The sequence below is a fragment of the Georgenia daeguensis genome (assembly GCF_039537705.1).
GTDB lineage: Bacteria > Actinomycetota > Actinomycetes > Actinomycetales > Actinomycetaceae > Georgenia > Georgenia daeguensis.
The window spans coordinates 18,441-41,188 of record NZ_BAABBA010000005.1 but is presented as its reverse complement, the minus strand read 5'-3'; the positions used below and the strand labels follow the sequence as shown (position 1 = coordinate 41,188).

Annotated in this window: 19 protein-coding genes and 1 pseudogene; 5 read left to right on the top strand and 15 right to left on the bottom strand. The window is 74.4% G+C overall.

Annotated elements, in window-relative coordinates; translation table 11 throughout:
• Positions 1 to 9: 9 nt before the first annotated feature.
• From ABD774_RS06350 to ABD774_RS06335, 4 genes are read right to left on the bottom strand one after another with little or no spacing between them, the layout of a single operon-like run.
• On the bottom strand, positions 10 to 1,050 hold the full coding sequence (locus ABD774_RS06350; RefSeq protein WP_345038933.1) for an ABC transporter permease: 1,041 nt from the start codon (positions 1,048 to 1,050) through the stop codon (positions 10 to 12).
• A 39-nt stretch (positions 1,051 to 1,089) separates the two neighbouring features.
• Entirely contained in the window at positions 1,090 to 2,055 is a 966-nt protein-coding gene (locus ABD774_RS06345; protein ID WP_345038931.1) for an ABC transporter substrate-binding protein, read from the bottom strand.
• Between the two features lie 46 nt (positions 2,056 to 2,101).
• Positions 2,102 to 3,802 carry an allophanate hydrolase gene (gene atzF / locus ABD774_RS06340; protein WP_345038929.1) on the bottom strand — a complete coding sequence of 567 codons (1,701 nt, stop codon included), beginning with the start codon at positions 3,800 to 3,802 and terminating at the stop codon, positions 2,102 to 2,104.
• Positions 3,799 to 4,542 carry a GntR family transcriptional regulator gene (locus ABD774_RS06335; protein ID WP_345038926.1) on the bottom strand — a complete coding sequence of 248 codons (744 nt, stop codon included), beginning with the start codon at positions 4,540 to 4,542 and terminating at the stop codon, positions 3,799 to 3,801. The genes atzF and ABD774_RS06335 overlap by 4 nt, the downstream gene beginning before the upstream one ends.
• A 252-nt stretch (positions 4,543 to 4,794) precedes the next feature.
• Between ABD774_RS06335 and ABD774_RS06330 the strand changes: the two genes are divergently transcribed.
• The 3 genes from ABD774_RS06330 to ABD774_RS06320 are packed head-to-tail and all read left to right on the top strand — an operon-like array spanning position 4,795 to position 8,015.
• Positions 4,795 to 5,535, top strand: coding sequence for a hypothetical protein (locus tag ABD774_RS06330; protein WP_345038924.1), 741 nt, complete (start codon positions 4,795 to 4,797; stop codon positions 5,533 to 5,535).
• Positions 5,535 to 6,797 (top strand): hypothetical protein, encoded by a 1,263-nt coding sequence (locus ABD774_RS06325; protein WP_345038922.1) that lies wholly within the window; start codon positions 5,535 to 5,537, stop codon positions 6,795 to 6,797. Before ABD774_RS06330 ends, ABD774_RS06325 begins: the two co-directional genes overlap by 1 nt.
• A gap of 18 nt (positions 6,798 to 6,815) precedes the next feature.
• Positions 6,816 to 8,015, top strand: a complete 1,200-nt coding sequence (locus ABD774_RS06320) for an OmpA family protein (RefSeq protein WP_345038919.1) — start codon at positions 6,816 to 6,818, stop codon at positions 8,013 to 8,015.
• A gap of 6 nt (positions 8,016 to 8,021) precedes the next feature.
• Here the strand turns inward: ABD774_RS06320 and ABD774_RS06315 are convergent, their stop codons facing one another.
• The 7 genes from ABD774_RS06315 to ABD774_RS06285 all read right to left on the bottom strand — a co-directional run bounded on the left by ABD774_RS06315 (position 8,022) and on the right by ABD774_RS06285 (position 14,227).
• Positions 8,022 to 8,297: a hypothetical protein gene (locus tag ABD774_RS06315; protein WP_345038916.1), complete on the bottom strand. Its 276-nt coding sequence runs from the start codon at positions 8,295 to 8,297 to the stop codon at positions 8,022 to 8,024.
• Positions 8,298 to 8,398: 101 nt separating this feature from the next.
• Positions 8,399 to 9,931: a carboxylesterase/lipase family protein gene (locus ABD774_RS06310; RefSeq protein ID WP_345038914.1), complete on the bottom strand. Its 1,533-nt coding sequence runs from the start codon at positions 9,929 to 9,931 to the stop codon at positions 8,399 to 8,401.
• Positions 9,932 to 10,106: 175 nt separating this feature from the next.
• Complete coding sequence (rraA, locus tag ABD774_RS06305; protein ID WP_345039310.1) at positions 10,107 to 10,574, bottom strand: ribonuclease E activity regulator RraA; 468 nt, start codon at positions 10,572 to 10,574, stop codon at positions 10,107 to 10,109.
• Between the two features lie 5 nt (positions 10,575 to 10,579).
• On the bottom strand, positions 10,580 to 10,999 hold the full coding sequence (locus tag ABD774_RS06300) for a universal stress protein (RefSeq protein WP_345038912.1): 420 nt from the start codon (positions 10,997 to 10,999) through the stop codon (positions 10,580 to 10,582).
• Entirely contained in the window at positions 10,996 to 12,645 is a 1,650-nt protein-coding gene (locus tag ABD774_RS06295; RefSeq protein WP_345038909.1) for a tripartite tricarboxylate transporter permease, read from the bottom strand. The genes ABD774_RS06300 and ABD774_RS06295 overlap by 4 nt, the downstream gene beginning before the upstream one ends.
• Complete coding sequence (locus tag ABD774_RS06290) at positions 12,645 to 13,211, bottom strand: tripartite tricarboxylate transporter TctB family protein (protein ID WP_345038907.1); 567 nt, start codon at positions 13,209 to 13,211, stop codon at positions 12,645 to 12,647. Before ABD774_RS06290 ends, ABD774_RS06295 begins: the two co-directional genes overlap by 1 nt.
• Positions 13,208 to 14,227 carry a Bug family tripartite tricarboxylate transporter substrate binding protein gene (locus ABD774_RS06285; protein ID WP_345038905.1) on the bottom strand — a complete coding sequence of 340 codons (1,020 nt, stop codon included), beginning with the start codon at positions 14,225 to 14,227 and terminating at the stop codon, positions 13,208 to 13,210. Before ABD774_RS06285 ends, ABD774_RS06290 begins: the two co-directional genes overlap by 4 nt.
• A 297-nt stretch (positions 14,228 to 14,524) precedes the next feature.
• On the opposite strand from ABD774_RS06285, the gene ABD774_RS06280 reads away from it, so the two are divergent.
• A complete protein-coding gene (locus tag ABD774_RS06280) occupies positions 14,525 to 16,093 on the top strand; it encodes a sensor histidine kinase (protein WP_425554498.1) in 1,569 nt (522 codons plus the stop codon).
• The gene (locus ABD774_RS06275) at positions 16,090 to 16,755 is read left to right on the top strand and encodes a response regulator (protein WP_345038900.1); all 666 of its coding nucleotides are present in this window, start codon (positions 16,090 to 16,092) and stop codon (positions 16,753 to 16,755) included. The genes ABD774_RS06280 and ABD774_RS06275 overlap by 4 nt, the downstream gene beginning before the upstream one ends.
• Positions 16,756 to 17,136: 381 nt before the next feature.
• Here the strand turns inward: ABD774_RS06275 and ABD774_RS06270 are convergent.
• The 4 genes and pseudogenes from ABD774_RS06270 to ABD774_RS06255 form a co-directional block, all read right to left on the bottom strand.
• Positions 17,137 to 18,090 (bottom strand): annotated as a pseudogene (locus ABD774_RS06270) (DivIVA domain-containing protein); the annotation flags it as partial.
• The gene (locus tag ABD774_RS06265; RefSeq protein WP_345038895.1) at positions 18,087 to 19,523 is read right to left on the bottom strand and encodes a coiled-coil domain-containing protein; all 1,437 of its coding nucleotides are present in this window, start codon (positions 19,521 to 19,523) and stop codon (positions 18,087 to 18,089) included. The pseudogene ABD774_RS06270 and the gene ABD774_RS06265, both read right to left, overlap by 4 nt.
• Before the next feature lie 605 nt (positions 19,524 to 20,128).
• Positions 20,129 to 20,938, bottom strand: coding sequence for a glycosyltransferase (locus tag ABD774_RS06260; RefSeq protein WP_345038893.1), 810 nt, complete (start codon positions 20,936 to 20,938; stop codon positions 20,129 to 20,131).
• Positions 20,939 to 21,116: 178 nt separating this feature from the next.
• A complete protein-coding gene (locus tag ABD774_RS06255) occupies positions 21,117 to 22,379 on the bottom strand; it encodes an ISL3 family transposase (RefSeq protein WP_425554496.1) in 1,263 nt (420 codons plus the stop codon).
• Positions 22,380 to 22,748 lie beyond the last annotated feature (369 nt).

Sequence of the window (22,748 nt, the reverse complement as noted above, 5' to 3'; positions counted from 1 at the left end):
GTTCTCCTGCTACTTCACGAGGGGCCGACGGCCGGCGAGGACACGGACGAGGAGGGTGAGGAGGCGGTCGGCGACGAAGCCGGCCAGGCCGATGACGACCATGCCGACGATGATCAGGTCGGTGCGGGACTGCTCCCGGGCCTGCGTGATCATGGCGCCGAGACCGACGTTGATGCCCACGGTCTCGCCGACCACGAGGATCACCCACGCCAGCCCGAGCGCGATCCGCATCCCGCCCACCACGCTCGGCGCCGCGGCGGGGAGGACGATCTTGTACAGCGCCTGGCCCGGCGGCGTGCCGAGCATCGCGGCGGCCTCGAGCAGCCGCTCGGGCACCTGCCGCACCCCGGCGATGGTGTTGAGCAGGATCGGGAAGAACGCGGCGACGAACACCAGGAACACCGTCGAGCGGTCGCCGAACCCGATGATGAGCAGGGTCAGCGGCGCCCAGGCGGTCACCGGGATCGGCCGGATCAGGTTGATCGTCGGCTCGAGCATGCGGAACACGAGCCGGGACCGCCCCATGACCACGCCCAGCGGCACGGCGACGACGGCCGCGAGGGCGAAGCCCTGCAGCACGCGCGCCGTCGAGGCCCACAGGTGCACCCAGAGCGTGCCGCTGAAGGCGTCGTCCATGATCCCGCCGACGGCGACGTCCACCAGCCGCGCGCCCACCTCCGCCGGCGTGGGCAGGAACTCCATCTTGATGTCGAACGGCAGGGTCCACGCCCCGTGCACGCCGCGGTCCCACAGCAGCAGGAGCAGCAGCGGCACGGGCAGCGCGAGCGCCCAGCCGAAGCGGCTGCGGCGCTGGCCGGCGGCGGGGCCGCCCGTCTCGCGGGGGCGCCTGGCCTTCCCGGGCCGCCCGGTACCGGCGGGGACGACGACGGAGCGTGCCGCCGTCGCCGGGCCGGCCTGGGCGGGGGTCCTGTCCCCGAGGCGGCGTGCGGCCCGGGCGGCGGTCTCCTCGTCGGCGGGGCGTCCCGCGTCGGCGGGTGTCTCGGTCACGGCGGGTGACCCGGGGGAGCGGGTCTGGTCGGTGGTGGTCATGGTTCCTCCAGCTCAGGTCGGGGAACGGGTCGGGAACGGTCAGTCCGCGTAGGTGCTGGCCTCGACGAAGGTCGTGTCGAAGATCTGGGAGGTGTCCGGCGCGCCGTCGAGCTGGTCGAAGGCGACCATCTCGTCGGCGAGGGCGAAGACCTGCGCCTGGTAGGCGTCGTCGAGCGCCCACCGCGGCCACACGTTGGTGATGGCCCGCTCGACCACGGCCGGGTCCAGGCCGAACTCCTCCACCAGGCCGGTGGCCCACTCCTCCGGGCTGGCGGCCAGGTGCTCGCTGGCCTGGACGTGCGCGTCGACCACCTGCTGCACGAGCTCGGGATCGGACTCGATGAGCTCCTCGCTGGTGGCGAGGACGATGTTGACCCTGCCCACCGGGGTCTCGTACGGGGAGACGATCTCGACGGCGCCGGCCTCCATGGCGATGGAGGGCCCCATCTCCGCCGAGGACATCGCGTCGATCTGGCCGGACTCGTAGGCGCCGGCCATCTCCGCGAAGGGCAGGTTGACCAGCTCGACGTCGGCCGGGTCGATGCCCTGGGCGGCGAGGGTCAGCTTGAGCAGGATCTCCTGCGAGGAGCCCATCGGGTAGCCGATGGACCGGCCCACGAGGTCCTGGGGGCCCGCGATGTCCGGGGACCCGACGATCCGGGTCCCGCCGTCGGCCGAGGAGGCGACGATGCGCACCCCCTGGTCCGCGGCCACGCCGGCGAGGACCGACGGCGCCCCGGTGACCCCGAAGTCCACGGAGCCGGAGACCACGGCGTTCTTGATGTCGGTGGAGGTGTCGAACAGGACGATCTCGAACTCGGTGCCCTCGGGGGCGAAGTCGTCGTAGAAGAACGGCGTGAACAGGTGCGGCTGGGCGCGCAGGGTGCCGACCGTGACGGTGTCGCCGGAGGCCGCGGAGTCGGCCGGGGTGCAGGCGGCGAGGGAAGCCGCGAGCAGCCCGGCGACGGTGAGGGCGGCGGCGGGGCGGAGGGGACGGCGGTTCATGAGGGCTCCTCGTGGGTGGGACGGGCGGGGAAAGCGGAAGAGGTGGTCAGCCGGCGACGGCGAAGGCCGTGGCGCGGTAGGCGCGCCAGCCGCCGGGGGCGGTGATGTCGGTCTCGGTGCCGTCGAGGCGGCCGGTGAACCCGGTGACGGTGCGGCCGTCGGCGAGCCGGACCGGGCCCAGCGCCATGGGGGCGGGAAGGCTGGTCAGGAGCGTGGCGACGGCGGCGGCCGGCAGCCGCCACAGCTCGCCCGGGATCTCGATGCCGAAGGTGGCCTCGGCGACCACGGGCCGCGGGACGTCGCCGGGCACGAGGTACATCCGGTGCCCGGGCGCGGTGGCGATCTCGCCGGCGAAGCGGGCGCCGAGCGCCTCGAGGTCGCCGTTGAGGGGCTCGCCGCGCAGGTGGGCGCCGAAGACCGCGACGTCCACGCCGCCGGAGGGGACCGGCGGGGTCGGCTCGCCGAGGAGACGCGCGGCGAGGTCGAGCCCGACCTGGTCCGCGAACGCCCGCGTGACCACGGTGACGCCGAAGGCGCCCTCGCCGGGCACGCGCCCGGCCGGCACGGCGACGGCGGCGAGGTCCATGAGGTTGACGAAGTTCGTGTACGTGCCCAGCCGGCTGTTGATGGCGCCGGCGCGGTCGCCGAGCACGTCGGCGGTGCGGGGGTGCTCCGGCGCCGTGGGCAGCAGCAGCGCGTGGGCGCCGTCGAGCAGGGCCAGGCCGCGGGCGGTGAGCCGGGCGAGGAGCTGCTGGTCGCGGACCACCTGGGTGCCGCGCACGCGCGCCGCACGGTCGGCGACCGCCGCGACGGCCGGGTCCGCGCCGTCCGGGTGGGCGGCGAGGAACTCCCCGAAGGAGGCGGCCCGCTCGGCCACGAGTCCGCCGTCGTAGAGCAGGCGCGCGGCCTCGAGGAAGGGCGTGAGGTCGATCTCGCGGACGGCGGCGCCGGTGGCCTCGAGCCGGGCGACGGCGTCGGCGAACAGCCCCCGCATGGCCGGGGAGAGCGGCGCCAGGTCCGTCTCCCGCGGGACCGCCACGACGGGCCGGGCCGGCGCGGCGAGCGGGGCGTCGGCCGGCCGCGGCCTGCTGTGCGGGTAGGCGGCGGCGGGGCCGGCGAGCACGTCGAGCACCCGGGCGGCCAGCGCGACGTCGGGGGCGAAGACGGAGACGCAGTCGTAGGACGGGCAGGCGGGGACCACGCCGTCGGCCGGGACGAGCCCGTGCGTGGGCTTGAGGCCGACGACGCCGTTGAAGGCCGCCGGCACGCGGCCGGACCCGGCGGTGTCGGTCCCCAGGGCGAAGTCCACCAGGCCGAGGCCGACGGCGACGCCGGAGCCGGAGCTGGAGCCGCCGGAGACCCGGTCCGGGTCGAGGGCGCTGGCCACCCGCCCGTACGGGCTGCGGGTGCCGACCAGGCCGGTGGCGAACTGGTCGAGGTTCGTCTTGCCCACCAGCACGGCGCCGGCCGCGCGCAGGCGCTCGACCGCCGTCGCGGTGCTCGCCGGGACCCGCCGGAAGGCGGGGTGGGCCGCCGTCGTCGGCAGCCCCGCGACGTCGATGTTGTCCTTGACGGCGAAGGTGAGCCCGGCCAGGGGCAGGTCCGCCCCGGCCGCGAGCCGCGCCTCGACGTCGACGGCCTCGTCCAGGGCTGCGGCGCGGTCCTGGAGCCGGATCCAGATGTCCTGCCGGTGCGCGGCATCGATGCGGTCGAACGCGGCGGCGACGGCGGCGGTGGGGGCGGTCATCGGGGTACCTCCGTGGGGTGGGGGAGCGAGCTGAGGTGCAGGGCCCGGGCGGCGCGGGCCTCGACGACCGCGTGGGAGCGGCCCACGTGGGTCTCGAGCGCCTCCAGCGCCTCGGGGAGGTGGCCGCCGAGGACGAGCTCGCCGATCGCGACGTGCTCCGCGACGGTGGCATCCACGCGGTCCTGGGTGAGGTAGTCGTGCATGCGCACGGCGCGGATGCGGCGGTTGACGGCGATCAGGGCGGCGGCGAGCTCGGCGTTGCCGGCCGCGCGGAGCAGGGTGACGTGGAACTGCTCGTCGGCGGTGACGAACCCGGCGTCGGGGGCGACGCCGTCGCGCCGACGGCGGCGCCAGAGGTCCACCTCGGCCTCGAGGGCGGCCCGGTCGTGCCCGGCGCCGGGAACCTGGGCGGCGCGCTCGATGCCGCGCCGCTCCAGCGTCAGGCGCAGCTCGTATTGCTCGGTGAGCTCGTGGAGGCTCGGCAGGTAGCGGTAGAGGACGCCGTCGCGCCGGACCAGCAGCCCGTCGCTGAGCAGCCGGCCGAGGGCGGCCCGCACGGGCGTGCGCGAGACGCCGAAGCGGTCGGCGACCCGCTCCTCGGTGACCCGGTCGAAGGGGGAGACAGCACCGCTGAGGAGCTCGTCGCGGAGCGCCTCGTACACGCGCTCCTGCGCCGGCCGGCGCGGTGCGAGGGCGCCCCGCGGTGCGCGTGGGGTCCGGGGGAGGAGCGATGTGTCCATGGACGGACACTGTTATGGACCCATGTTTCCGCCCCGTCACCTCCGGTAAAGCCGGTGTAACGGTTCTGGGTCGGGCGTGTTAGCGCCGGCGGAGCGTCAGCTCAGGTCGACCTCCACCCCGGTCCCACACTGATCTCACCCCTGCCGTTTCGGCCCCGGCTTCGTCTCCGTATCCGTCCATGCAGGCCGGGCGGCTGGTTCGCTGTCTCCTCCCGGTGCATGTGCCAGAGACCTTCGACGGAGAGGGTGCCGATGTCTGACAGCCGCCAGCCCGCGTCAGCTCCGGCGTCCGTCGCTGCGCTCCACCTCCCCGTCGCGCCCGTCCGTGTGCCCGCCCGCAGGGTGGTGCGGCTGACGCTCTGGGCGTGGCGGGACGTCCTGCGGACACGGTCCGTCACGGGCGCCCACCACACCGAGCTCACGCTCCGCCTGCACGGCGAGGCGCAGGCGCAGGAGCTGGCCGTGCGAACCGTGGAGGCCAGGCTCAAGGCGGACCTCGATGCCCGGATGGCCGCCTGCCGGAGGTTGCTCGACGCGGTCGACGACCCGCCGTCGGACGCCCCGGCTCGTAGCCCGGATCCGTCTCTGACGGCGGTGAAGAGGGTGCAGTGGGCCGAGGACCGGCGGATGGCCGAGCGGCGTGCCGCCCGCCGGGCCGAGGCACGGGCCGCCCGTGCGATGGCCGAGCGGGAGCTGACGGTGCTGGAGGTGCGGCGCCAGGAGGTGACCGAGGCGGCGGATTGGGCAGCATGCTCCTGGGCCAGGTACGCGGACCTGCAGTGCGCCGTCTACACCCGCACGCGATCCGGTCTCCTCGGGCTGCGGCGGGGAGGGGACGAGCACGCGACGGTCCCGCCGTACGAGGCGGTGCCGGTCCCGGCCGGCCTGCGGGCGTCGTCCGACGGTGAGCGACATCTCCACGCGCACGACGGGCAGCCTTCCGACGCCGGCCGCCGGTCGGCAGCAGCCGCCGCCCGGAACGGCAGGCCCTGATGGCGGGCCCGCGCGGCACGCGCGCCCACTCCAGCGAGAGCGCCCGAACGGTCGCGGGCGAGGGCGACGGCGAAGCCGGCGGCTCGCGGGAGCCCGATCCCGCAAGGGTGCTGCTCGAGGCCGACCAGGAGGCTGCCCGGGACGCCGCCGTCTACGACGTGCCAAGCCTCCTCGCCGACGATCGGCCCCTCCTGTTCACCCGCGCCACCGCGGCGTGGCGCGACCATCAGCAGGCTGAGTCGTGGGCTCGCACCGAGCACGCCCTCCAGGCCGTGGACGGTGCAGCCCTGCGCCTCCGCACGGGCGACGGGAAGCAGGACGGGGAGGCCGCCCTGCGCGAGCGTGCAGCGACGGCCCACGCCGAGGAGGCGAGGACCGAGGCGGTCCTCGCTGAGGCGAAGGACCGGCTCGACGCCGCCGCGGCGCTGCCGCCGAGCGGGCGCAGCTGGCGTACGCGGCTGTCGCTCTGGGCCCGGATGTGGGTGCTGAGCGTCCTCGCGCCACCTCTGGAGTTCTACGTCGTGGCCGGTGCGGTCTCCATGGCCACCCGCTCGGAGAACCCGTGGGAGAAGTGGTTCCTCGCGGCGATCATCCTCTTCGGCCTCAGCGTCCTGCCCAAGCTGGCGGGGTCGAGCCTCCATGCGGTGCGGGTGGGCAAGGACCCCGCCCACCACCTCGGAGCGGTGTTCCTGGCCTCCGTGGTATGGCTCGGGGCCGTGTACACGGTGGCACGCATGCGTGCCGACGCCAGCGCCGCCGACCGCGCACTCGGCGCGAGCGCCGGCGGCTTCCAGTTCCCGGGCGTCACGCCCGGCGCCGAGCCGGTGGAGACGGGCAGCGCGTGGCTCTTCGTGTTCTACCTCGTGGTCATCACCGCGTTCTCGCTCGCCATCTTCCTCAACGCCTGGCTCTCGCCGGCGCCCGAGCAGCTCGCCTGGTTCCGCGCCCGCGCCGAGCTCGAGGAGGCCCGGGCGCAGCGCATCCGGGCCGAGCAGGACGTCGCCGCGCTCAACGAGCGCCTGGCGTTCCTGGAGATGGAGCGCGCCGCGATCCAGCGGGCGGGCGAGCAGCACGCGGCGGAGGTGGTGCCGGCGCTGGCCGGGCTGCGCGTCGACGAGTACCACCTCCAGCTCGCCCGCCACGTCGGCGACCCGGCCTTCACGGATGCGCTCCGGCTCGTGGACCGGTCCCTCGAGCCGACGGCGCAGCAGCCGCCGGCCGCGGCCGAGGGCCCGCCTGCACGGCACGAGAGGCAGGACTGATCCGTGAGGACGAGAAGCATGGGTGCGAGGCCCGTCCGCGCACTGGCGGCCGCCGCCGCGGTCGCCGCACTCCTCCTCACGGCCGCCTGCGGCGGGGAGGGGGCCAGCGCGGGGGCGGCGGGGAAGCGCAGCACCCTGGCCGTCGTCGCGGCCGGGCGCGCGAACATGCCGCGGATCGCACCGGCGGCCTACGCGGAGCAGATCGAGCCCCTGCTCGTCGAGGGCGTCAGTGTCAGCGTGGTCTCCGAGGAGGGCACGCCGCAGATCGTCGGGGCCATGCCGCTGACGGACCTGGCCAACAACCCCGCCACGCGCGAGGAGCAGATCCTCACGTTCCGCGACGGGGTGCTCGCCGCCATCGCGGGTACGACCGCGCGCAGCGCCGAGGCGGATCCGCTGCTCGCGGTCGGGGAGGCGCTCCGTGCCGCCGGCCGCGCGGAAGGCCCCTGCACCGTGGTCGTCGGGTCGTCGCTGCTGCAGACCACCGGCGCGATGCCGGTCCAGGAGCTGCTCGGGGCCGAGGTGGGCGACGTCGTCGAGGCGCTCCGCGACGGAGGTCAGCTGCCCGACCTCGGCGGCTGCGCCGTCGTCTCGCTCGGCGCCGGTCTGACCCAGGAGCCGCAGGCACCGCTCGCCGAGGCGGACCAGGGCCGGCTGGAGCGGCTGTGGACCGAGGTGTTCACCGCCGCCGGGGCCGCCTCCGTCACCTTCGTCCCGCGGCCGGTCAGCGAGCCGGTCACCGGAGACCTGCCGCCGGTCACGCCCGTGAGCTTCACCCGGCAGCCCGTGACGGTGGAGACCACCGAGCCCGCGGAGCCCGCCGAGCCGGCCACCTGCCGGGTCGACCTGCCCGACGCCGTCCTGAACTTCGCGCCCGACACCGCAGACTTCCTCGACCCGGCGGCGAGCACCGCGGTCGTCTCCGACGTCGCGGCGCAGCTGGCCGCGTGCCCCGGGACCGTGCGCGTCGTAGGGATCACGAGCTCCGCGGGCACGGAGGAGGGGCGGACGCGCGTCTCGACGGCACGGGCTCAGGCGGTGCGCGACCTGCTCGCCGACGCCCTCGGCGTGCCCGCCGACAGCATCTCCGCCAAGGGGCTCGGCCACGACACCTCGCCGGAGGGCGGCGCCGTCGTCGACCGGGTGGACGGCCGGCTCGACCCGGTCCTCGCGGCGAAGAACCGCAGGACGGTCATCTTCGTGGAGCCGGCAGCCTGATCCCGCTCAGCTCAGGTGGGTGTGGATCCAGCGCCGGACCTCGGGCTCCAGGCCGGTCCAGGACGCGTCGTCGGGCGTGAGGGCCGTGACGATGAGGCCGTCGCCCGGGTGGAGGTGGGGGGTCAGGGCGTTGCGCACCTCGTCCGCCGTGCCGTCGGCGGCGACGAAGCAGCCCGCGTCGAGGCCGTGGCACGTGGAGTGGAAGTCCTCGAGCCGTGCCAGGAAGTCGTCGTACTGACAACCCGGCCGGCGCAGGTCGTATGCGACGAGAAATGCAGCCATGGGTCCCAAGATATGGGGAGGCGCTGTACCCCTGGGGGTTTTTGGAGGGGGATGTTCGACGGCGGCCGTATCGGCGTGCGCCCGCCTCGGCCGCGGGCCCGTCAGGGCTGGGCGAGGGAGGCCCAGAAGTCGCAGTGCGACTCGGCCGGGACGTCCACCGCGCCCACACCGCCGGAGCCCTCGACGTCGAGGCCCTGCACGTCCTCGTCGTCACGGTAGCGGTGCCAGGCGGGGGCATCGTGGAGGTTCGGCCGGCCGGTCGCGGCGAAGGCGGTCCAGTAGCGGACCATCGTCGCCGACAGCTCCTGCTGCTCCGGCGTCAGCGGTGCGCCCAGCTCGAACAGGTACGGCAGGACGGAGCCGTGCTGTGCGCCCTCCGGGTAGCCCGGGAACGGGAAGTCGGCCAGCGGGAACGCCGTCCGGTCACGGAACTGGTAGGCGTACACCCGCGCCCGCCGCGGCGCGGACAGGGCCTCGTAGGCATCGACGTGCGCACAGGTGGACACCATGGCCGGCGGGCCCGCGTCGCTGAAGACCGCCGCCAGCGCCCGCAGCGGCGAGGGGTAGGCGTCGGCCGGGTAGCGGGCGAGGACCTCCTCCGCCCGGTCGCCGTAGCGCGCGGTCAGCTCGGCCGCGTACTCCTCCGCAGTGAGCGTCGGCGACGGCGGGGCGCCGGTCGACACCAGCGTCTCGGTGGGGGTGAAGTAGGTGTTCTCGTCGCGGTTGTTGCCGTGCATGACCGGGACCCGCGCGCGCTCGCCCGCGGCGATGGCGTCCGCCGGCTGGACCGGCAGGGCCGATCCGCCGACGACGAACGCGCCGCCCAGCGACAGCGCGCCCAGCCACGCGCGCACCAGCTCCTCGACACCGGCCTGGCGCAGGCAGGCCGCCACGTCGGTCCCGGCGGCGCAGCCGACCGCCGCGGCGACCTGGTCGCCCCTCGCCTCGGCGGTGGGCAGGTCGTCGTAGCGCTGGGTGCAGCTGAAGCTCATCGCGATCGCGCGGTCGAACAGCCCGCGCGCCGTCGGCGAGGCCAGCTGGGCGCAGACGGAGGCGACGTCGCCGTTCTGGGCGGAGAGGTCGCGCTGCGCCAGGAACCCGAGCGGCCCGAGCCGGTAGTTGATCGTCACCACCACCACGTCGCCGTCGACGGCGAGCTTGCGCGCGTCGTACTGCGAGCCGGTGCCGACGAGGAAGAAGCCGCCGTGGATCCACACCATGACGGGCACGTCACCGCGCCGGCCGTCCAGGCCGGCCGGCGTCGTCACGTTGAGGGACAGGCAGTCCTCGTCCACCCACGGGACGGTGGCGAAGTCGGGCGGCTGCGGCTGGGGGCAGGGGCTGCCCAGCTCGGTCGCGTCGCGCACGCCCTCCCACGGCTCGACCGGCGCCGGCGGCCGGAACCGCAGGTTGCCGACCGGGGGCGCGGCGAACGGGATGCCCTGAAAGAGGCGGTGGCCCTCCTCCATGGTGCCCCGCACCGCGCCGTCCTCGGTGTGCACGACGAGCGGCGGCTCCGCGCCGCCGTCGTCGTCGGCCCCGGCGGAGGCCGGTCCGCCCGCCGCCAGGAGGGCGGCACCGAGGCCGAGGCCGAGAAGTGCCCGGCCGAAGAGGCGGGGGAGCGAGCGTCGCATGGGAGCTCCAAGGACTGGTCCGGTCCACCGTGCGACCGTGAGCCCGCGTCGTTGCGGGCTGACCCCAGCGTAGGCGCCGGGCTGCCGGTGCGGAACGGCAGGGGAGTGCCGGCCGGAAACCGACGACCAAGGGGCGGGGTCCGTCAGACCCCGCCCCCTCCGCCGTCGCGAGACCTCAGCCCGGCAGGACCACGACGCCGTCGTCGTCGCTCACCAGCTGCGCACCGGGGGCGAACGTCGCGCCGCCGAACGAGACGACGACGTCGCGCTCGCCGGCCCCGGTCTTCGCGCTCTTGCGCGGGTTCGACCCCAGCGCCTTGACGCCCAGGTCCAGCTCGGCGAGCGCGGCGACGTCGCGCACCGCCCCGTGGATGACCACGCCCGCCCAGCCGTTCGCCACGGCCGAGCCGGCGATGAGGTCGCCCATCAGCGCCGTGTGCAGGGACCCGCCGCCGTCGACCACGAGCACCCGTCCCTCGCCGGGCGTCCCGAGAACCGCCTTCACCAGCGCGTTGTCCTCGTGGCAGCGCACCGTGGCGATCGGCCCGGCGAAGGTCCGCCGCCCGCCGTACTGGCGGAGCTGGAGGTCGCAGGACTGCAGCCGCTCCTCGTACTGGTCGTAGAGGTCGGCGGTGCCGACCACCGCCGTCACGCCGCACCGCCCGGGTGCGCCGCGCCGTCGGGCTTGACCGCGAGCACGGGGCAGGTGGCCTCCAGCAGGATCCGCTGCGAGTTCGACCCCAGCAGGAGCTTGCCCACCGGCGACCGGCGCCGCAGCCCGATGACGATCAGCTCCGCCCGGTGCTCGTCCGCGGCGGTGAGCACCTCGTCCGCGGCGGACCGCCCGCGCGAGGGCTGGACGAGCAGGTGCTCGACGCCCGCCTCGCCCAGCTGCTCCTCGGCGGTGCCGATCTGGTCCTCGGAGAGCACCCGCGGGTCGGCCGCGGCCTCCCCGCGGGAGGAGTTCACGACGACGAGCAGCGACTCCTCCTTCCGGGCCACCGTGATGGCGTGCTGGAGGGCGGCGTACCCCTCCGGGGTCGGGATGTAGCCGACGACGATGGTCATCTGTGCTCCGTGGGTGTGGTCGGGGTGGAGGTGTCGGCCGCGTGGTCGGCCCGGACGGGCGGGACGACGTCGGACTCGGGCCGCTGCCCGGGGTCCGGGGATCCGGCCGCCGGTTCGGTGACGTCCCGGCGAGCAGGCGACGTCTCACCGGAGGGGGTGGTGCCTCGGGCCCTCCGCACACCGGCCGCGAGGAACGGCCACAGCAGGATGATCGCGATGATCACGTAGACCGCGACGGCGAGCGGCTCGTCGAACAGCCCGGACGGGCTGCCGGCGGAGAGCTGCAGCGCCTGGCGGAGCTGCCGCTCGGCGAGCGGGCCGATGATGACGCCGATGATCAGCGGCAGCACGGGCAGCCCGTAGCGGCGCATCAGCAGCCCCAGCAGCCCGAGGACGAGGAGCAGCACGAGGTCGAACCACTGCAGGTTCACCGAGTACGCGCCCAGCGTGGCGAAGAAGATGATCCCGGCGTACAGGTAGGGCCGCGGGATCTGCAGCAGCTTCGCCCACGCCGGCGCCAGCGGCAGGTTGATCACCAGCAGCAGCGCGTTGCCGATGAACAGCGAGGCGATCAGGCCCCACACCAGCTCCGGCTCCCGCTCGAGCAGCAGCGGGCCGGGCTGGATGCCGAACTGGATGAACGCGGCGAGCATGACGGCCGCGGTGGCGTTGGTGGGCAGGCCGAGGGAGAGCATCGGCACGAGCGTCCCGGCCGCGGAGGCGTTGTTCGCCGCCTCCGGCCCGGCCACGCCCTCGATCGCGCCGTGCCCGAACTCCTCGGGGTGCTTGGTCAGCCGCTTCTCGGTGACGTAGGAGAGGAACGTGGGGATCTCCGCCCCGCCCGCGGGCAGCGCCCCGAACGGGAACCCGAACGCGGTGCCGCGCAGCCACGGCTTCCACGAGCGCCGCCAGTCCGAGCGGGACATCCACGGCCGCCCCACGGGGATGACCGAGGAGGAGGAGCGGCGCAGGTGGGCGGCCACCCACAGCGCCTCGCCGACGGCGAAGATCGCCACGGCGATGACCACGATGTCGATCCCGTCGGCCAGCTGCGCCTCGCCGTAGGTCAGGCGCCGCTGCCCGGTCACCGGGTCGAGCCCGATGAGCCCGATCGCGAGCCCGAGCGCCAGGGCGGAGAACCCGCGCACCCGCGACTTCCCGAGCACCGCGGTGACGGCCACCAGGGACAGCAGCATGATCGCCAGGTAGCTCGGCGCGCCGAGCTCGATGGCGAAGCGCACCACCACCGGCGCGAAGAACGCCAGCAGCGCGGTGCCGATGGTGCCGGCCACGAAGGAGCCGATGGCCGCCGTCGCCAGCGCCTGCGCGGCGCGGCCGGCCTTGGCCATCTTGTGGCCCTCGATCGCGGTGACCACGGTGGAGGACTCGCCGGGGGTGTTGAGCAGGATCGACGTGGTGGACCCGCCGTACATGCCGCCGTAGTAGATGCCGGCGAACATGATGAAGGCGCTCGTGGGCTCCAGGGCGAAGGTGACGGGCAGCAGCAGGGCCACCGTCATGGCCGGGCCCAGCCCCGGCAGGACGCCGACCGCGGTGCCCAGCAGCACGCCGATGACGGCGTAGAGGAGGTTGACCGGTGTCGCCGCGGTGACGAACCCGTCGGCGAGGGCGTTGACCACGTCCATCAGAGCACCCCCTCCAGGAGCCCGGCGGGCAGGGGGATGCCCAGGCCGAGGTAGAACCCGTAGAAGCTGCCCAGCGCGAGCAGCACGGAGACGACCAGGTCGCGCACGTAGTGCCGGCTGCCGAGGGCCACCACGGAGCCGAAGAAGAGCAGCGTGCCGGAGAGCACCCACCCGAGGGTGTCCACCAGCGCGATGTTCGCGGCGAAGACGGCCACCAGCGGCACCACGGTGCGCCAGTCGGTCGGGTGGGTCAGGTCCACGTCCTCCCCGCCCTCGGCCTCGCCGCGCCCGCCACGCACCACGTCGATCGCGAGGACGACCGCGCACACGAGGAGGAGGCCGGCGACGATGTACGGCAGCGCCTTGGGCCCGACCGGGTCGGACTGGGAGTACGGGGCCTCCAGGCCGATCGTGTCCAGGAGGATGACCACGCCGAGCACGGCGAGGAGGGCGGCGACGCCCAGCTCGGACCGGCCGGCGAGCCGCCCCCGCCCCGCCGCCACGGGGGCGCCGCCGGCCCCGGCCGCGTCGCCGCGACCGGGACCGCTCATGGCTGCGGAGCTCATGCCAGCCCGAGCTCCTGCAGGACGTTCGCCACGCGCTCGTCCTGCTCGGTGAGGAAGTCGGCGTACTCGTCGCCGGTGATGAAGGCGTCGGTCCAGCCGTTCTTCTCCAGCGCCGCCTCCCACTCCGGCGTCCCATGCATCTCCTCCAGGGCGGCGATCCAGGCGTCGCGGTCGGCGTCGTCGATCTCCGGCGGGGCGACGATGCCGCGCCAGTTGGTGAACACCAGGTCGATGCCCGACTCGGTGAGCGTGGGGGCGTCGATGCCCTCGACGGGCTCCTCGGAGGAGACGGCCAGCACGCGGATCTCGCCCGTCTCGATCTGGTCCTTGAACTCGCCCGCCCCGGAGGTGGCGAAGCCGATCTTGGAGCCGAGGATCGCGGGGAGGAGGTCGCCGCCGCCGTCGTAGGAGACGAAGTTGACCTCCGCCGGCTCGATGCCGACGGCCTGGGCCAGCTGCATGGGCAGGAGGTGGTCGGGGCCGCCGGGGTTGGAGCCGCCGCCCACGGCCAGGCCGCCCGGGTCGGCCTTCCAGGCCTCGACGAGGTCGTCGATGGTCTGGAACTCGGAGTCGGCGGGGACCATGATCGCGCCGGGCTCCTCGATGAGCTTGGCCAGCGGGGTGGTCTCGGTGAGGGTGGCCTCGGACTCGTTGGTGTAGCTGGCGCCGACCACGCCGAGGCCCATGAGCATGGCGAGGTCGCCGTTGCCGGACTCGGAGACGGTGCGGGCCAGGCCCACGGTGCCGCCGGCGCCCTCGAGGTTGAAGACCTCCAGGCCGGAGGAGATGCCGGTCTCCTCCATGACCTGCGCGGCGGTGCGGGCGGTCTGGTCGTACCCGCCGCCGGCGGAGTTGGGGACCATGATGCGCTTGTCGGTGAGCGGCTCGGCCTCGCCGGTGCCGGTGGTGGCGCCGCCGGCGGCGGGCTCGGCCTCGGTGCCGGTGACGCCGCAGGCGGCCAGGGCGAGGGCGGCGCCGGCGACCAGCGCGGGAATCTTGAACGTGGAGCGAAGCATCGTCGGCCTCTTCGTCGAGGGGGCAGGAACGTGGACGATCATGGACGACGGCGCAGCCGCCATCACCGTTGCGGTCGCAGCGGTCGTTGAGTTCTTTGTGGTCACGGGCCGCGGGGCGTCCCCGGCCCCGGCGGCGTCCCGCGGGGTGGCACGATGTGCTCGCCCCCTCGGCCCGGTGGACGTGCCGACGACGGCGCGACGGCGTTCCGCGCGGGCGGGCAGGCCGTGCGGGAGCGCCCCGCGGGCCCGGGCGGCACGGCCGACGGCCGGACGGAGGTGGAGATGCGCAGGAACCGGATGACCCTGGCCGGGCAGTTCCTCGTGCTCCAGCTCGTCATCGTCGCGCTGGTGGTCCTCACGGTCGGCGTGCTCTCCTTCGCCCAGACCGGCGAGCAGCTCCAGCGGGTGGAGAACCGCCGGGCGCTCTCCGCCGCGGAGAACCTGGCCGGCAACCCCACCGTGCGCACGCTCGTCCCGACGGCGCTGCCCGGCGGGAGCGCCCCGCTGGCCGCGGTGGGGGAGACGGTGCGGACGGTCTCGGGCTCCGACGTCGTCGTCCTGCTGCGCCCCGACCGCACCGTGCTGGAGTCCGCCCGCCCGGACGAGGTGGGGCAGGTGCTGAGGGACGACCGGCCCGACGTCCCGACCTCGCGGTCCTGGGTCGGCCCGGTGGCCGGCGGCTCCGCCGTCGCCGCGGAGGTGCCGGTGCTCGACGACGACGGCGCGCTGGTCGGGGTCGCCCGGGTGGAGCGGGAGCTGCCCGCGGTCACCGAGCGCCTGGCCCTGGCCGGTCCGAGCCTGCTGGTGTACGTGGGGCTGGCCACGACGATCGGCGTCATCGGCTCCACCATGCTCGCCCGGAGGGTCAAGCGGCAGACCCTCGGGCTGGAGCCCACGGAGATCGCCGGGCTGGTCGAGCACCGCGAGGCGCTGCTGCACGGGATCCGCGAGGGCGTCGTCGCCCTGGACACCGCCGGCCGGGTGACGCTGCTGAACGACGCCGGGCGGCGCCTGCTCGCCCTGCCGCCGGACGCCGTCGGGCGCCCGCTGGCCGAGCTGACCGCGGACGCGGAGCTGCGCGAGGCGCTGACGGAGGACGCCACCCGGGACCGGCTGGTGGTGGTGGGATCGCGGCTGCTGGTGCTCAACCGGATGCCGGTGCGCTCCCACGGCGCGGTGATCGGGTCGGTGACCACCATGCGCGACCGCACGGAGCTGAAGGCGCTGGAGCGGGCGCTGGACACCTCGCGACGCACCACCGGGACGCTGCGGGCGCAGACGCACGAGTTCTCCAACCAGCTGCACACGATCTCCGGGCTGCTCCAGCTCGAGGAGTACGAGGAGGCGGTGCGCTTCGTCGAGGGCGTGAGCCGCCACCGCGACAGCCTGTACACGCAGATCACCGCGCGGATCTCGGACCCGCCGATCGCGGCCCTGCTCATCGCCAAGGACTCCCTGGCCGCCGAGCGCGGGGCGCGGCTGGTGCTGGCGGAGGACTCGGCGGTGGCGCGGGTGGACGAGGAGCTCTCCCGGGACCTGGTCTCCGTGGTGGGCAACCTGGTGGACAACGCGCTCGACGCCGTCGCCGGGGCCGCGGAGAAGCTGGTGGAGGTGGCGCTGACCGAGGACGAGGAGGCGGTGACCGTGCGGGTGCACGACTCCGGGCCCGGGATCGACGACGCCGCGGCGGAGCGGCTGTTCCGTTCCGGGTACACCACCAAGGGCTCGGACCAGGTGGGCGGGCGCGGGTTCGGCCTGGCGCTGGTGCGGCTGGTGTGCCGCCGGCGCGGCGGGGACGTGAGCGTGCACAACGACGACGGCGCGGTGTTTGTCGCGCGGTTGCGCAAGAAGGAGGTGGCGGCGTGATCGGCGTGCTGATCGTCGACGACGACTACATGGTGGCCCGGATCCACGAGGGGTTCGTGCGCCGGTGCGAGGGCTTCGAGGTGGTCGGGGTGGTGCACGACCCGGCGGCGGCACTCGAGGCCGCCTCCCGCCTGCAGCCGGACCTGGTGCTGCTCGACGTCTTCCTGCCCGGCCCCTCCGGGCTGGACATCCTGGCGGGCATGCGGGAGGCGGCGCCGGACATGGACGTCATCGTGGTCACCGCCGCCCGGGAGGCGGACACGGTCAAGCGGGCGGTGCGCAGCGGGGCCGTGCAGTACCTGATGAAGCCGTTCACCTTTTCTGACCTGCGCGAGCGGCTCCAGCACTACCGGCAGACCCACCGGGCCCTGGCGCCGGGCGCGACGCCGGAGCAGACCGACGTGGACCGGCTCTTCGCCACCCCGAAGCAGACGGCGGCCGCGCTGCCGAAGGGGCTCAGCGTCGAGACGCTCCAGCTGGTCGGGCAGGTGCTCGCCGACGCCGGGGGCGACCTCTCCGCCGCCGAGGCCGCGGAGGCGGCCGGGATCTCCCGGGTCAGCGCCCGGCGCTACCTCGAGCACCTCGCCGAGACGGGTCGCGCCGAGGTGCGGCTGCGGTACGGCGAGGTTGGCCGGCCCGAGCGGCGGTACGCGCCGCGGTGATCTGACCGGCGGCACCGTGGCCACGACGGTCCGCCGAGAACGCCGTGACTGCCCGTCCGGTGACGGATTCGGGCAGTCAGGGCATTCTCGCGGGTGGTCGCGGTCGTGGTCGCAGCCGCGGCCTTCGGCTCAGCGGCTGGCCGCTGTCACCTTTCCGGCCGGCCCGGCCGCGGCGTCCTCGGCAGACTCGGTGGTGTCGCCGTCGGCGGGAGGGGCGGGCGCTTCCTCGGCCGCGTCCTCGGAAGGCTCGGCCGGAGCCTCCTCGGCAGAGTTGCCCCCGGCCTCGGCGGGGTCGGTCGCCCCCTCGACGGCGACGGGCTCGGCCGCGTCGCTGTCGGCCTCCGCCGCCCGGTCGCCGTCGGTCACGGCTGGCTCGCTCGGCACCGGCTGCGCGCCGGTGACGGGCGCGCCGGTCAGGGCGTCCACCGGCACGCTGGTGCCGGTGAGGGTGGCGAGCATCTGCCGGACGTTGGAGAGCTGGGCGTTGATGCTGTCGCGGCGCTGCGTGGCCGCCACCAGCTCGCGCTCGGACTCGTTGCGGATCCGCTCGGCGCGGGCCTTGGCCTCGCCGAGGAGCTGCTGCGCCTGCCGCTCGGCCTCCTCCACGGTGCGCCGGGCCTTCTGCTCGGCGTCGGCCAGCTGCTGCTCGCTCTCGTAGCGGATCGCCTCCGCCTGGTTCTGCTGGGCCACCAGCTGCTGCTCGGCGGCGATGGAGCGGGCCGCGAAGTCCTCCTCCGCCTGCTGGCGGCGCTGCGCCAGGGTGGTCTCGAAGTCGGCGGCGGCCTGCGCCGCGCGGGCGCGCTGCTGCTCGTAGACGGCCTCGGCCTCCTCGCGGCGGGCGGTGGCGTCGCGGTCGGCCTGGTCGAGGATGTCGTCGGCCTCGCGGCGCGCGTGCTCCAGGGTGCGGGCCGCCTCGGTCTCCGCGGCGCTGCGGGTCTGGGCGGCGTAGCGGTCGGCGTCGGCCCGGACGCGCTCGGCGGTCTCCGCGAGCTCGCGGCGCTGCTCCTCGATCTCCCGGCGGGCGGCGTCGCGCAGCTCCGCGGCCTCCTCCTCCGCCAGCTCGAGGATGGCGCCGATCCGCTTGCCGAAGTCGGCCCACGTCGGCTCCGGCGCGGGCTCCTCGGCCCGGCGGCGGGCCTCGTCCGCCTCACGCCGGGCCTCGGCGACGGCGGCGGCCGCGGCGGACTCGGCGGCCTCGAGCGCCTGCACGCGGCGGCCGAGCTCGTCGGTGTGCTCGCGGGCGCTCTGCAGCTCCCCGGCCAGCTGGCGCAGGTGCTCGTCGACCTCGGCGGGGTCGTAGCCGCGCAGGACGGTGCGGAAGGATGTCTGGCTCATCGGGCGTCGGGTTCCTTGTCGTGGTGGGTGGTGAGGTCGCTCAGGGTCGTGCCGGGGGAGGGGTCGGGGACGGCGAGGGCGTCGATGACACCGGAGAGCTGACCGAGCTCGGCGGCGATCCGGTCCCGGCGCAGGCTCAGGGTGCGGACCTCGGCGCGGGCGCCGTCGAGCAGCTCGTGGGCGCGGGTGCGCAGCTCGTCGGCCTCGGCGCGCGCCTCGGCCACGATGCTCGCCGCCTCGGTGCGGGCGTCGCGACGGCGGTCCTGCGCCTCGCGCTGGGCGGCGCCGGCCTGCTGGGCCGCCTGCTCGCGCAGGACGCGGGCGCCCTGCTCGGCGCCGGCCAGGCGGCGCTCCGCCCGCTCGACCATCGCGATGGCCCGGGCCTCCGCCTCCGCCAGCACCCGGCCGGCCTCCTCGTGGGCGCGGCGGCGCTCGGCCTCGGCCGCCGCCCGCGCGGACTCCAGGTGCTGGTCGGCCTCGGCGCGCACGGCCGCCGCGGCGTCGTCCGCGGCCTCCAGGCGCGCCCGGACCTTGGCCGCGGCGGCGGCGATCACCGGCTGCAGCCGACGGCGGACCGCACGGACCTTCTCGGCACCGGCCGCGTGCCCCTGACGGTGCAGCCGCTCCGCCTCCAGCTCGGCGGCGGCCACCAGCTGCTCGACCGTGCGCTGCGTCCACGCCATCTGCTCCGCAGCGACGGCGATGTCCGCCTCCGCGGTGGCCCTCGCCTCGTCCCGGATGCGCCCGGCCTGCTCGGCCGCCGTGGCGAGCTCGGCCGCGGCTTGGCTGCGGGCCCGCTCCAGCTCGGAAGTTGCCGCGTGTCGCATCGCGTCGGCGGCCTCGGCGGCGCCCGTGCGGAGCTGCTCGGCCTCCGCGAGGGCCGTCTCGACCGCGCGGGCCGCCTCCTCCGTGGCCGCCTGCCGGACGCGCTCCGCCTCGGCGACGAGGGCGGCCGTGCGCCGCTCGACCTCGGCCTCCGCCTCCGCGAGGAGCTGCCGGCTGCGCTGGCGCGCCTCTTCGACCAGGCCGGCCGACCGCGTCTCGGCGTCGACGGCGGAACGCTCGGCGCGCGAGCGCAGCACCACGGCGGTCGACTCCGCCTGGGCGAGCACCTCGTCGCGGGCCCGGTCCGCCTCCGCCAGCACGAGCGCCGCCTGCTCGGCGGCGTCCTGCACCAGCTGGGTGGACTCCTCCTGCGCCTGGTCCAGCTGTGCGCGGGCGGCGCGACGGGCCTGCTCGGCTTGCTCGTGCAGCCGTTCCGCCTCGGCCCGCAGCCGTTCCGCCTCGGCCCGGGTCGCGTCGGCGTAGCGCTGCGCCATGGCCAGCATGTGCACGGCCTCGTCGGTCTCCGTCGGCGGGGCCGGCGGGGGAGGGGCCACGTCCGGCACAGCCGGGTCCAGGATCATCGCCTCACCCGCGTCCGGTGGCTGCAAGGCGGGCATTCGACTCAGCTGGTCCTGTCGGTCGGTGTCGGCGCTCGGTCCTCGGTACGTTCCCGCCCACTGTGGCGGTGGAGGAGCTGCACGGGACAGGTACCGACGAGAGTTGGAGGAGTCCTCGCCCGATATTACCCCGTTAGCATGTGACGGATCGGTCCGCGCTGTCCAGGGGGGCAGATTCTTTTCCCGCCTGCCACGGCCGACACCCTTGTCGCCTTTGCCCAGCGGCTCGTAGATGACCGACCGGCCAGGTTCCCCGGTGCCTGTCCCTTTCCAGTCGCCGTCACCGCCCCAGACCGCAATGCGACCCGGAAGGCCGCGAGCACTGGATCAAGAAGATGACGCTCCGCGACTATGCCATGCCAAGGGTGCAGTCGGCCCTGCCCTCGACGTCCCCGGCCCTCATGGTGCCCACACCGAGATTTGGGCGGCCTGCGACGCCGGGGCGGAGAAGTTGCAGTCGTATCGACGTTCCAGGCGTTCGCACCCGCGCCGACGGCGCTCGCCTCCTAAGCAGGACGTAATTAACCCCGCCTGGAACCCGTGTCGTCCAGGGCGACGTAGCTATAGGCGTGGACTCGCTCTGCGGTCGGAGCGCCTCACCGTTTAGCCGCAATCCGGTTGATGGCCACGCGGAGCGCCCATACCACGCGGTGCGGCTTACGGATCACTCGCAGGCCGAGGCCAGCCGCCGAGCGCACCTGATCCGCCACGAGGTGCAACCGATCGACCGGCACCGCCTCACGGTGCACGTCGAACCACTCCGCCAGCAGGGCGGGGTTGGCGCGTATCCCCCGAATCTGGTTCCCGATGTTGCGACCGTGAACCATCTGCAACCACATCGGCGCCGCGACGATCTGGCGGACGGGGCCATGCTCAGCGATCCGGTCGTGCCAGTCCACGAAGACGGTCACCAGCTCTTCGCGGGGCTCCACGAGCGAGACGAAGGCATTCGACGGGTCGGATCGGTAAAACAGGCGTCCGTCCTCGGAGAGCTGCAGCCCGGCCTGGAAGTTGAGGAACTCGCGCTCGTGGCGGAACTGCGACTGGATCGCTTCGATGAAGTCCCGTGCGAGGGCGTCGTCGTTGTCCATGCGCGTCGTGATTACCCACGGCGCCGAAGACCTGGCGAGCGTCTCCCGGGCGGCAATCTCGGGCAAGAACGGCCCGTCCACCCAAACGGGCTCAAAGGTGTCGCCAGCGAGGCGGGTGATCCGGTCCTCGAACCAGGCATCCCGCTCGGCGTCGAGGAACACAAGCCAACGGTCAACCTTCGTCGTCTGTGCCTTGACGGAGGGCAGGCACACGGATTCGAAGTACTGCAGCCGATGCCGCAACCAGTCGTCTGACGCGCGGACCTCGTGGCGGACGTTGAACCGCGTAAGCAGGAAGTGTTCGAACTCGGGCACGTCCGAATCATCCCACGCGCAAGACATGCTCGTAGAGCTTTAGCTCGTGGCGATCCCCGACACAAGAATTGAACGTCCCGGATGTGCAGTCTCAGAGCACGCACATGGTTGGGATCGGTGCCTGAGTGGCATTCCGTCTCTCGTGGCAAATATCCGGCTCTTCTTACTTCGGGTGGGTTCACGGGGTTAGGCCGCCGGCGATGAGGAGCATGCGGAGGCGGTAGTTGTCGTAGTTGCGGAAGCCGCGGGCGATGCGGCGGTGGAGCTCGATGAGGCCGTTGACGGCCTCGGTGCCGCCGTTCGTGGCCCGGTCGGTGGTGAAGTAGGCCAGGAAGGCCTCGCGCCACCGGCGCAGGGTGCGTCCGAGGCGGGCGATCTCGGGGATGGGGCAGGTGTGGAAGGTGTTGAGGATCTTCTCCGCCTGCCGGCGCCCGGCGGCCGGGTCGGTGGCCTTGTAGGCCGCGCGCAGGGCTTGGGCGCACTGGAAGGCGAGGAAGACTTCCTCGTGGCGCTCGTCGGCGGTGACGGCGCGGGTGAGGCGGTGCCACTGGCGGTCGGTGAGGTTCTCGATGCCGGCGCGCAGGATATTGCGGATGCCGTAGAGCGGGTCGCCCTTGCGGCCGCGGTGGCCGAGGGTCTGTTGCTGGACGCGGCGGCGGACCTCGTCGACGGCGGCGGTGCCCAGGCGGATGACGTGAAAGGCGTCCAGGACCGCGGTGGCGTCCTCGAGCTCGTCGTCGATCGCCCGCTTGTAGCCCGAGAACGGGTCCAGCGTGGCGATCTGGACGCGGTCGCGGAAGTCCTTGCCGCGGGCCTTGAGCCAGTCCGCGTAGGTTTTCGTCGAGCGGCCGGGGACCAGGTCGAGCAGCCGGGCGCGGACCTTGCCGGTGTGGTCGCGGGTCAGGTCCACCATGCCGGTCAGTTCCTTCGGGCCGCGGTCCTTGACCGAGACGTGGTGCCAGATGTGCTCGTCGACCCCCAGGGTGGAGACACCGGTGAAGCGGGACTCATCGGCCGCCGCCCGGGCCAGGACGGGCTTGATCGCGCGCCAGGCGGTCCGCCAGGAGACGCCGAGCTGGCGGGCGAGGCCCTGGACGGAGGCGTTCTCCCGGCGCAGCTGTCCCACCGCCCAGTCCACCGCGCGGGTGGTCAGCAGGGCCCTCGGGGCGGCGACGGCCGGGTTCTGCTCGGTGAACGCCCCCGTCGGGCAGGCCCGGTCCGGGCAGCGCCACGAGCGCTTGCGCCACCGGATCCGTACCGGCCGGCCCGCCATCGGGGCGTCGATCAGCTCCACCACGGACCGGCCCCGGCTCACCGCGACCACCCCGCACCGCGGGCACCCCTCCAGCCGGGGCGCGGACTCCACCGTCACCGTCAGGACGCCGCTGCCGTCGTCGCGCTCGACGGCGGTGACATGCACGCCGTCGAGCCCGACCAGCAGATCGCAGCGGTCGCAGTAGGGCGAGTCACCAGCGCCGCGCGCTGGGCAGCACGAGACAGGGAACGTATCGTCAGACACGGGTCGAGGTCTTCTTCGAGGTCCGGTTGCTTGGTCGCTACCGATCCTGAAGACCTCGACCCCCTCACACGCTCAACCGCCGCACCGGCGTGTCACCCAACCCCCACCCGAAGTAAGAAGAGCCAAATATCCCCCTCGTAGGCAAGGGCCGACCCTGCTGGTAGGGCTTGGCTCCCGCTGCACAGCTAACAGAGCATTCTGCGTTTTCCCGCGTTGTCAGCGATGGTGAGCCGGACGGTGGAGAGGCGGGGTCTGCAGACCTCGCCTCTCCCTCGGTGTGTGAGCGACTCG

What these genes read in the sequence shown, in the direction of transcription:
- ABD774_RS06280 (WP_425554498.1), top strand. Translation starts at nt 14,525, where the DNA reads ATGACCCTGGCCGGGCAGTTCCTCGTGCTCCAGCTCGTCATCGTCGCG.
- ABD774_RS06295 (WP_345038909.1), bottom strand. Translation starts at nt 12,645, where the DNA reads ATGGACGTGGTCAACGCCCTCGCCGACGGGTTCGTCACCGCGGCGACA.
- ABD774_RS06315 (WP_345038916.1), bottom strand. Translation starts at nt 8,297, where the DNA reads ATGGCTGCATTTCTCGTCGCATACGACCTGCGCCGGCCGGGTTGTCAG.
- atzF (WP_345038929.1), bottom strand. Translation starts at nt 3,802, where the DNA reads ATGACCGCCCCCACCGCCGCCGTCGCCGCCGCGTTCGACCGCATCGAT.
- ABD774_RS06310 (WP_345038914.1), bottom strand. Translation starts at nt 9,931, where the DNA reads ATGCGACGCTCGCTCCCCCGCCTCTTCGGCCGGGCACTTCTCGGCCTC.
- ABD774_RS06290 (WP_345038907.1), bottom strand. Translation starts at nt 13,211, where the DNA reads ATGAGCTCCGCAGCCATGAGCGGTCCCGGTCGCGGCGACGCGGCCGGG.
- ABD774_RS06345 (WP_345038931.1), bottom strand. Translation starts at nt 2,055, where the DNA reads ATGAACCGCCGTCCCCTCCGCCCCGCCGCCGCCCTCACCGTCGCCGGG.
- ABD774_RS06325 (WP_345038922.1), top strand. Translation starts at nt 5,535, where the DNA reads ATGGCGGGCCCGCGCGGCACGCGCGCCCACTCCAGCGAGAGCGCCCGA.
- ABD774_RS06350 (WP_345038933.1), bottom strand. Translation starts at nt 1,050, where the DNA reads ATGACCACCACCGACCAGACCCGCTCCCCCGGGTCACCCGCCGTGACC.
- ABD774_RS06335 (WP_345038926.1), bottom strand. Translation starts at nt 4,542, where the DNA reads ATGGACACATCGCTCCTCCCCCGGACCCCACGCGCACCGCGGGGCGCC.
- ABD774_RS06285 (WP_345038905.1), bottom strand. Translation starts at nt 14,227, where the DNA reads ATGCTTCGCTCCACGTTCAAGATTCCCGCGCTGGTCGCCGGCGCCGCC.
- ABD774_RS06320 (WP_345038919.1), top strand. Translation starts at nt 6,816, where the DNA reads ATGGGTGCGAGGCCCGTCCGCGCACTGGCGGCCGCCGCCGCGGTCGCC.
- ABD774_RS06330 (WP_345038924.1), top strand. Translation starts at nt 4,795, where the DNA reads ATGTCTGACAGCCGCCAGCCCGCGTCAGCTCCGGCGTCCGTCGCTGCG.
- ABD774_RS06300 (WP_345038912.1), bottom strand. Translation starts at nt 10,999, where the DNA reads ATGACCATCGTCGTCGGCTACATCCCGACCCCGGAGGGGTACGCCGCC.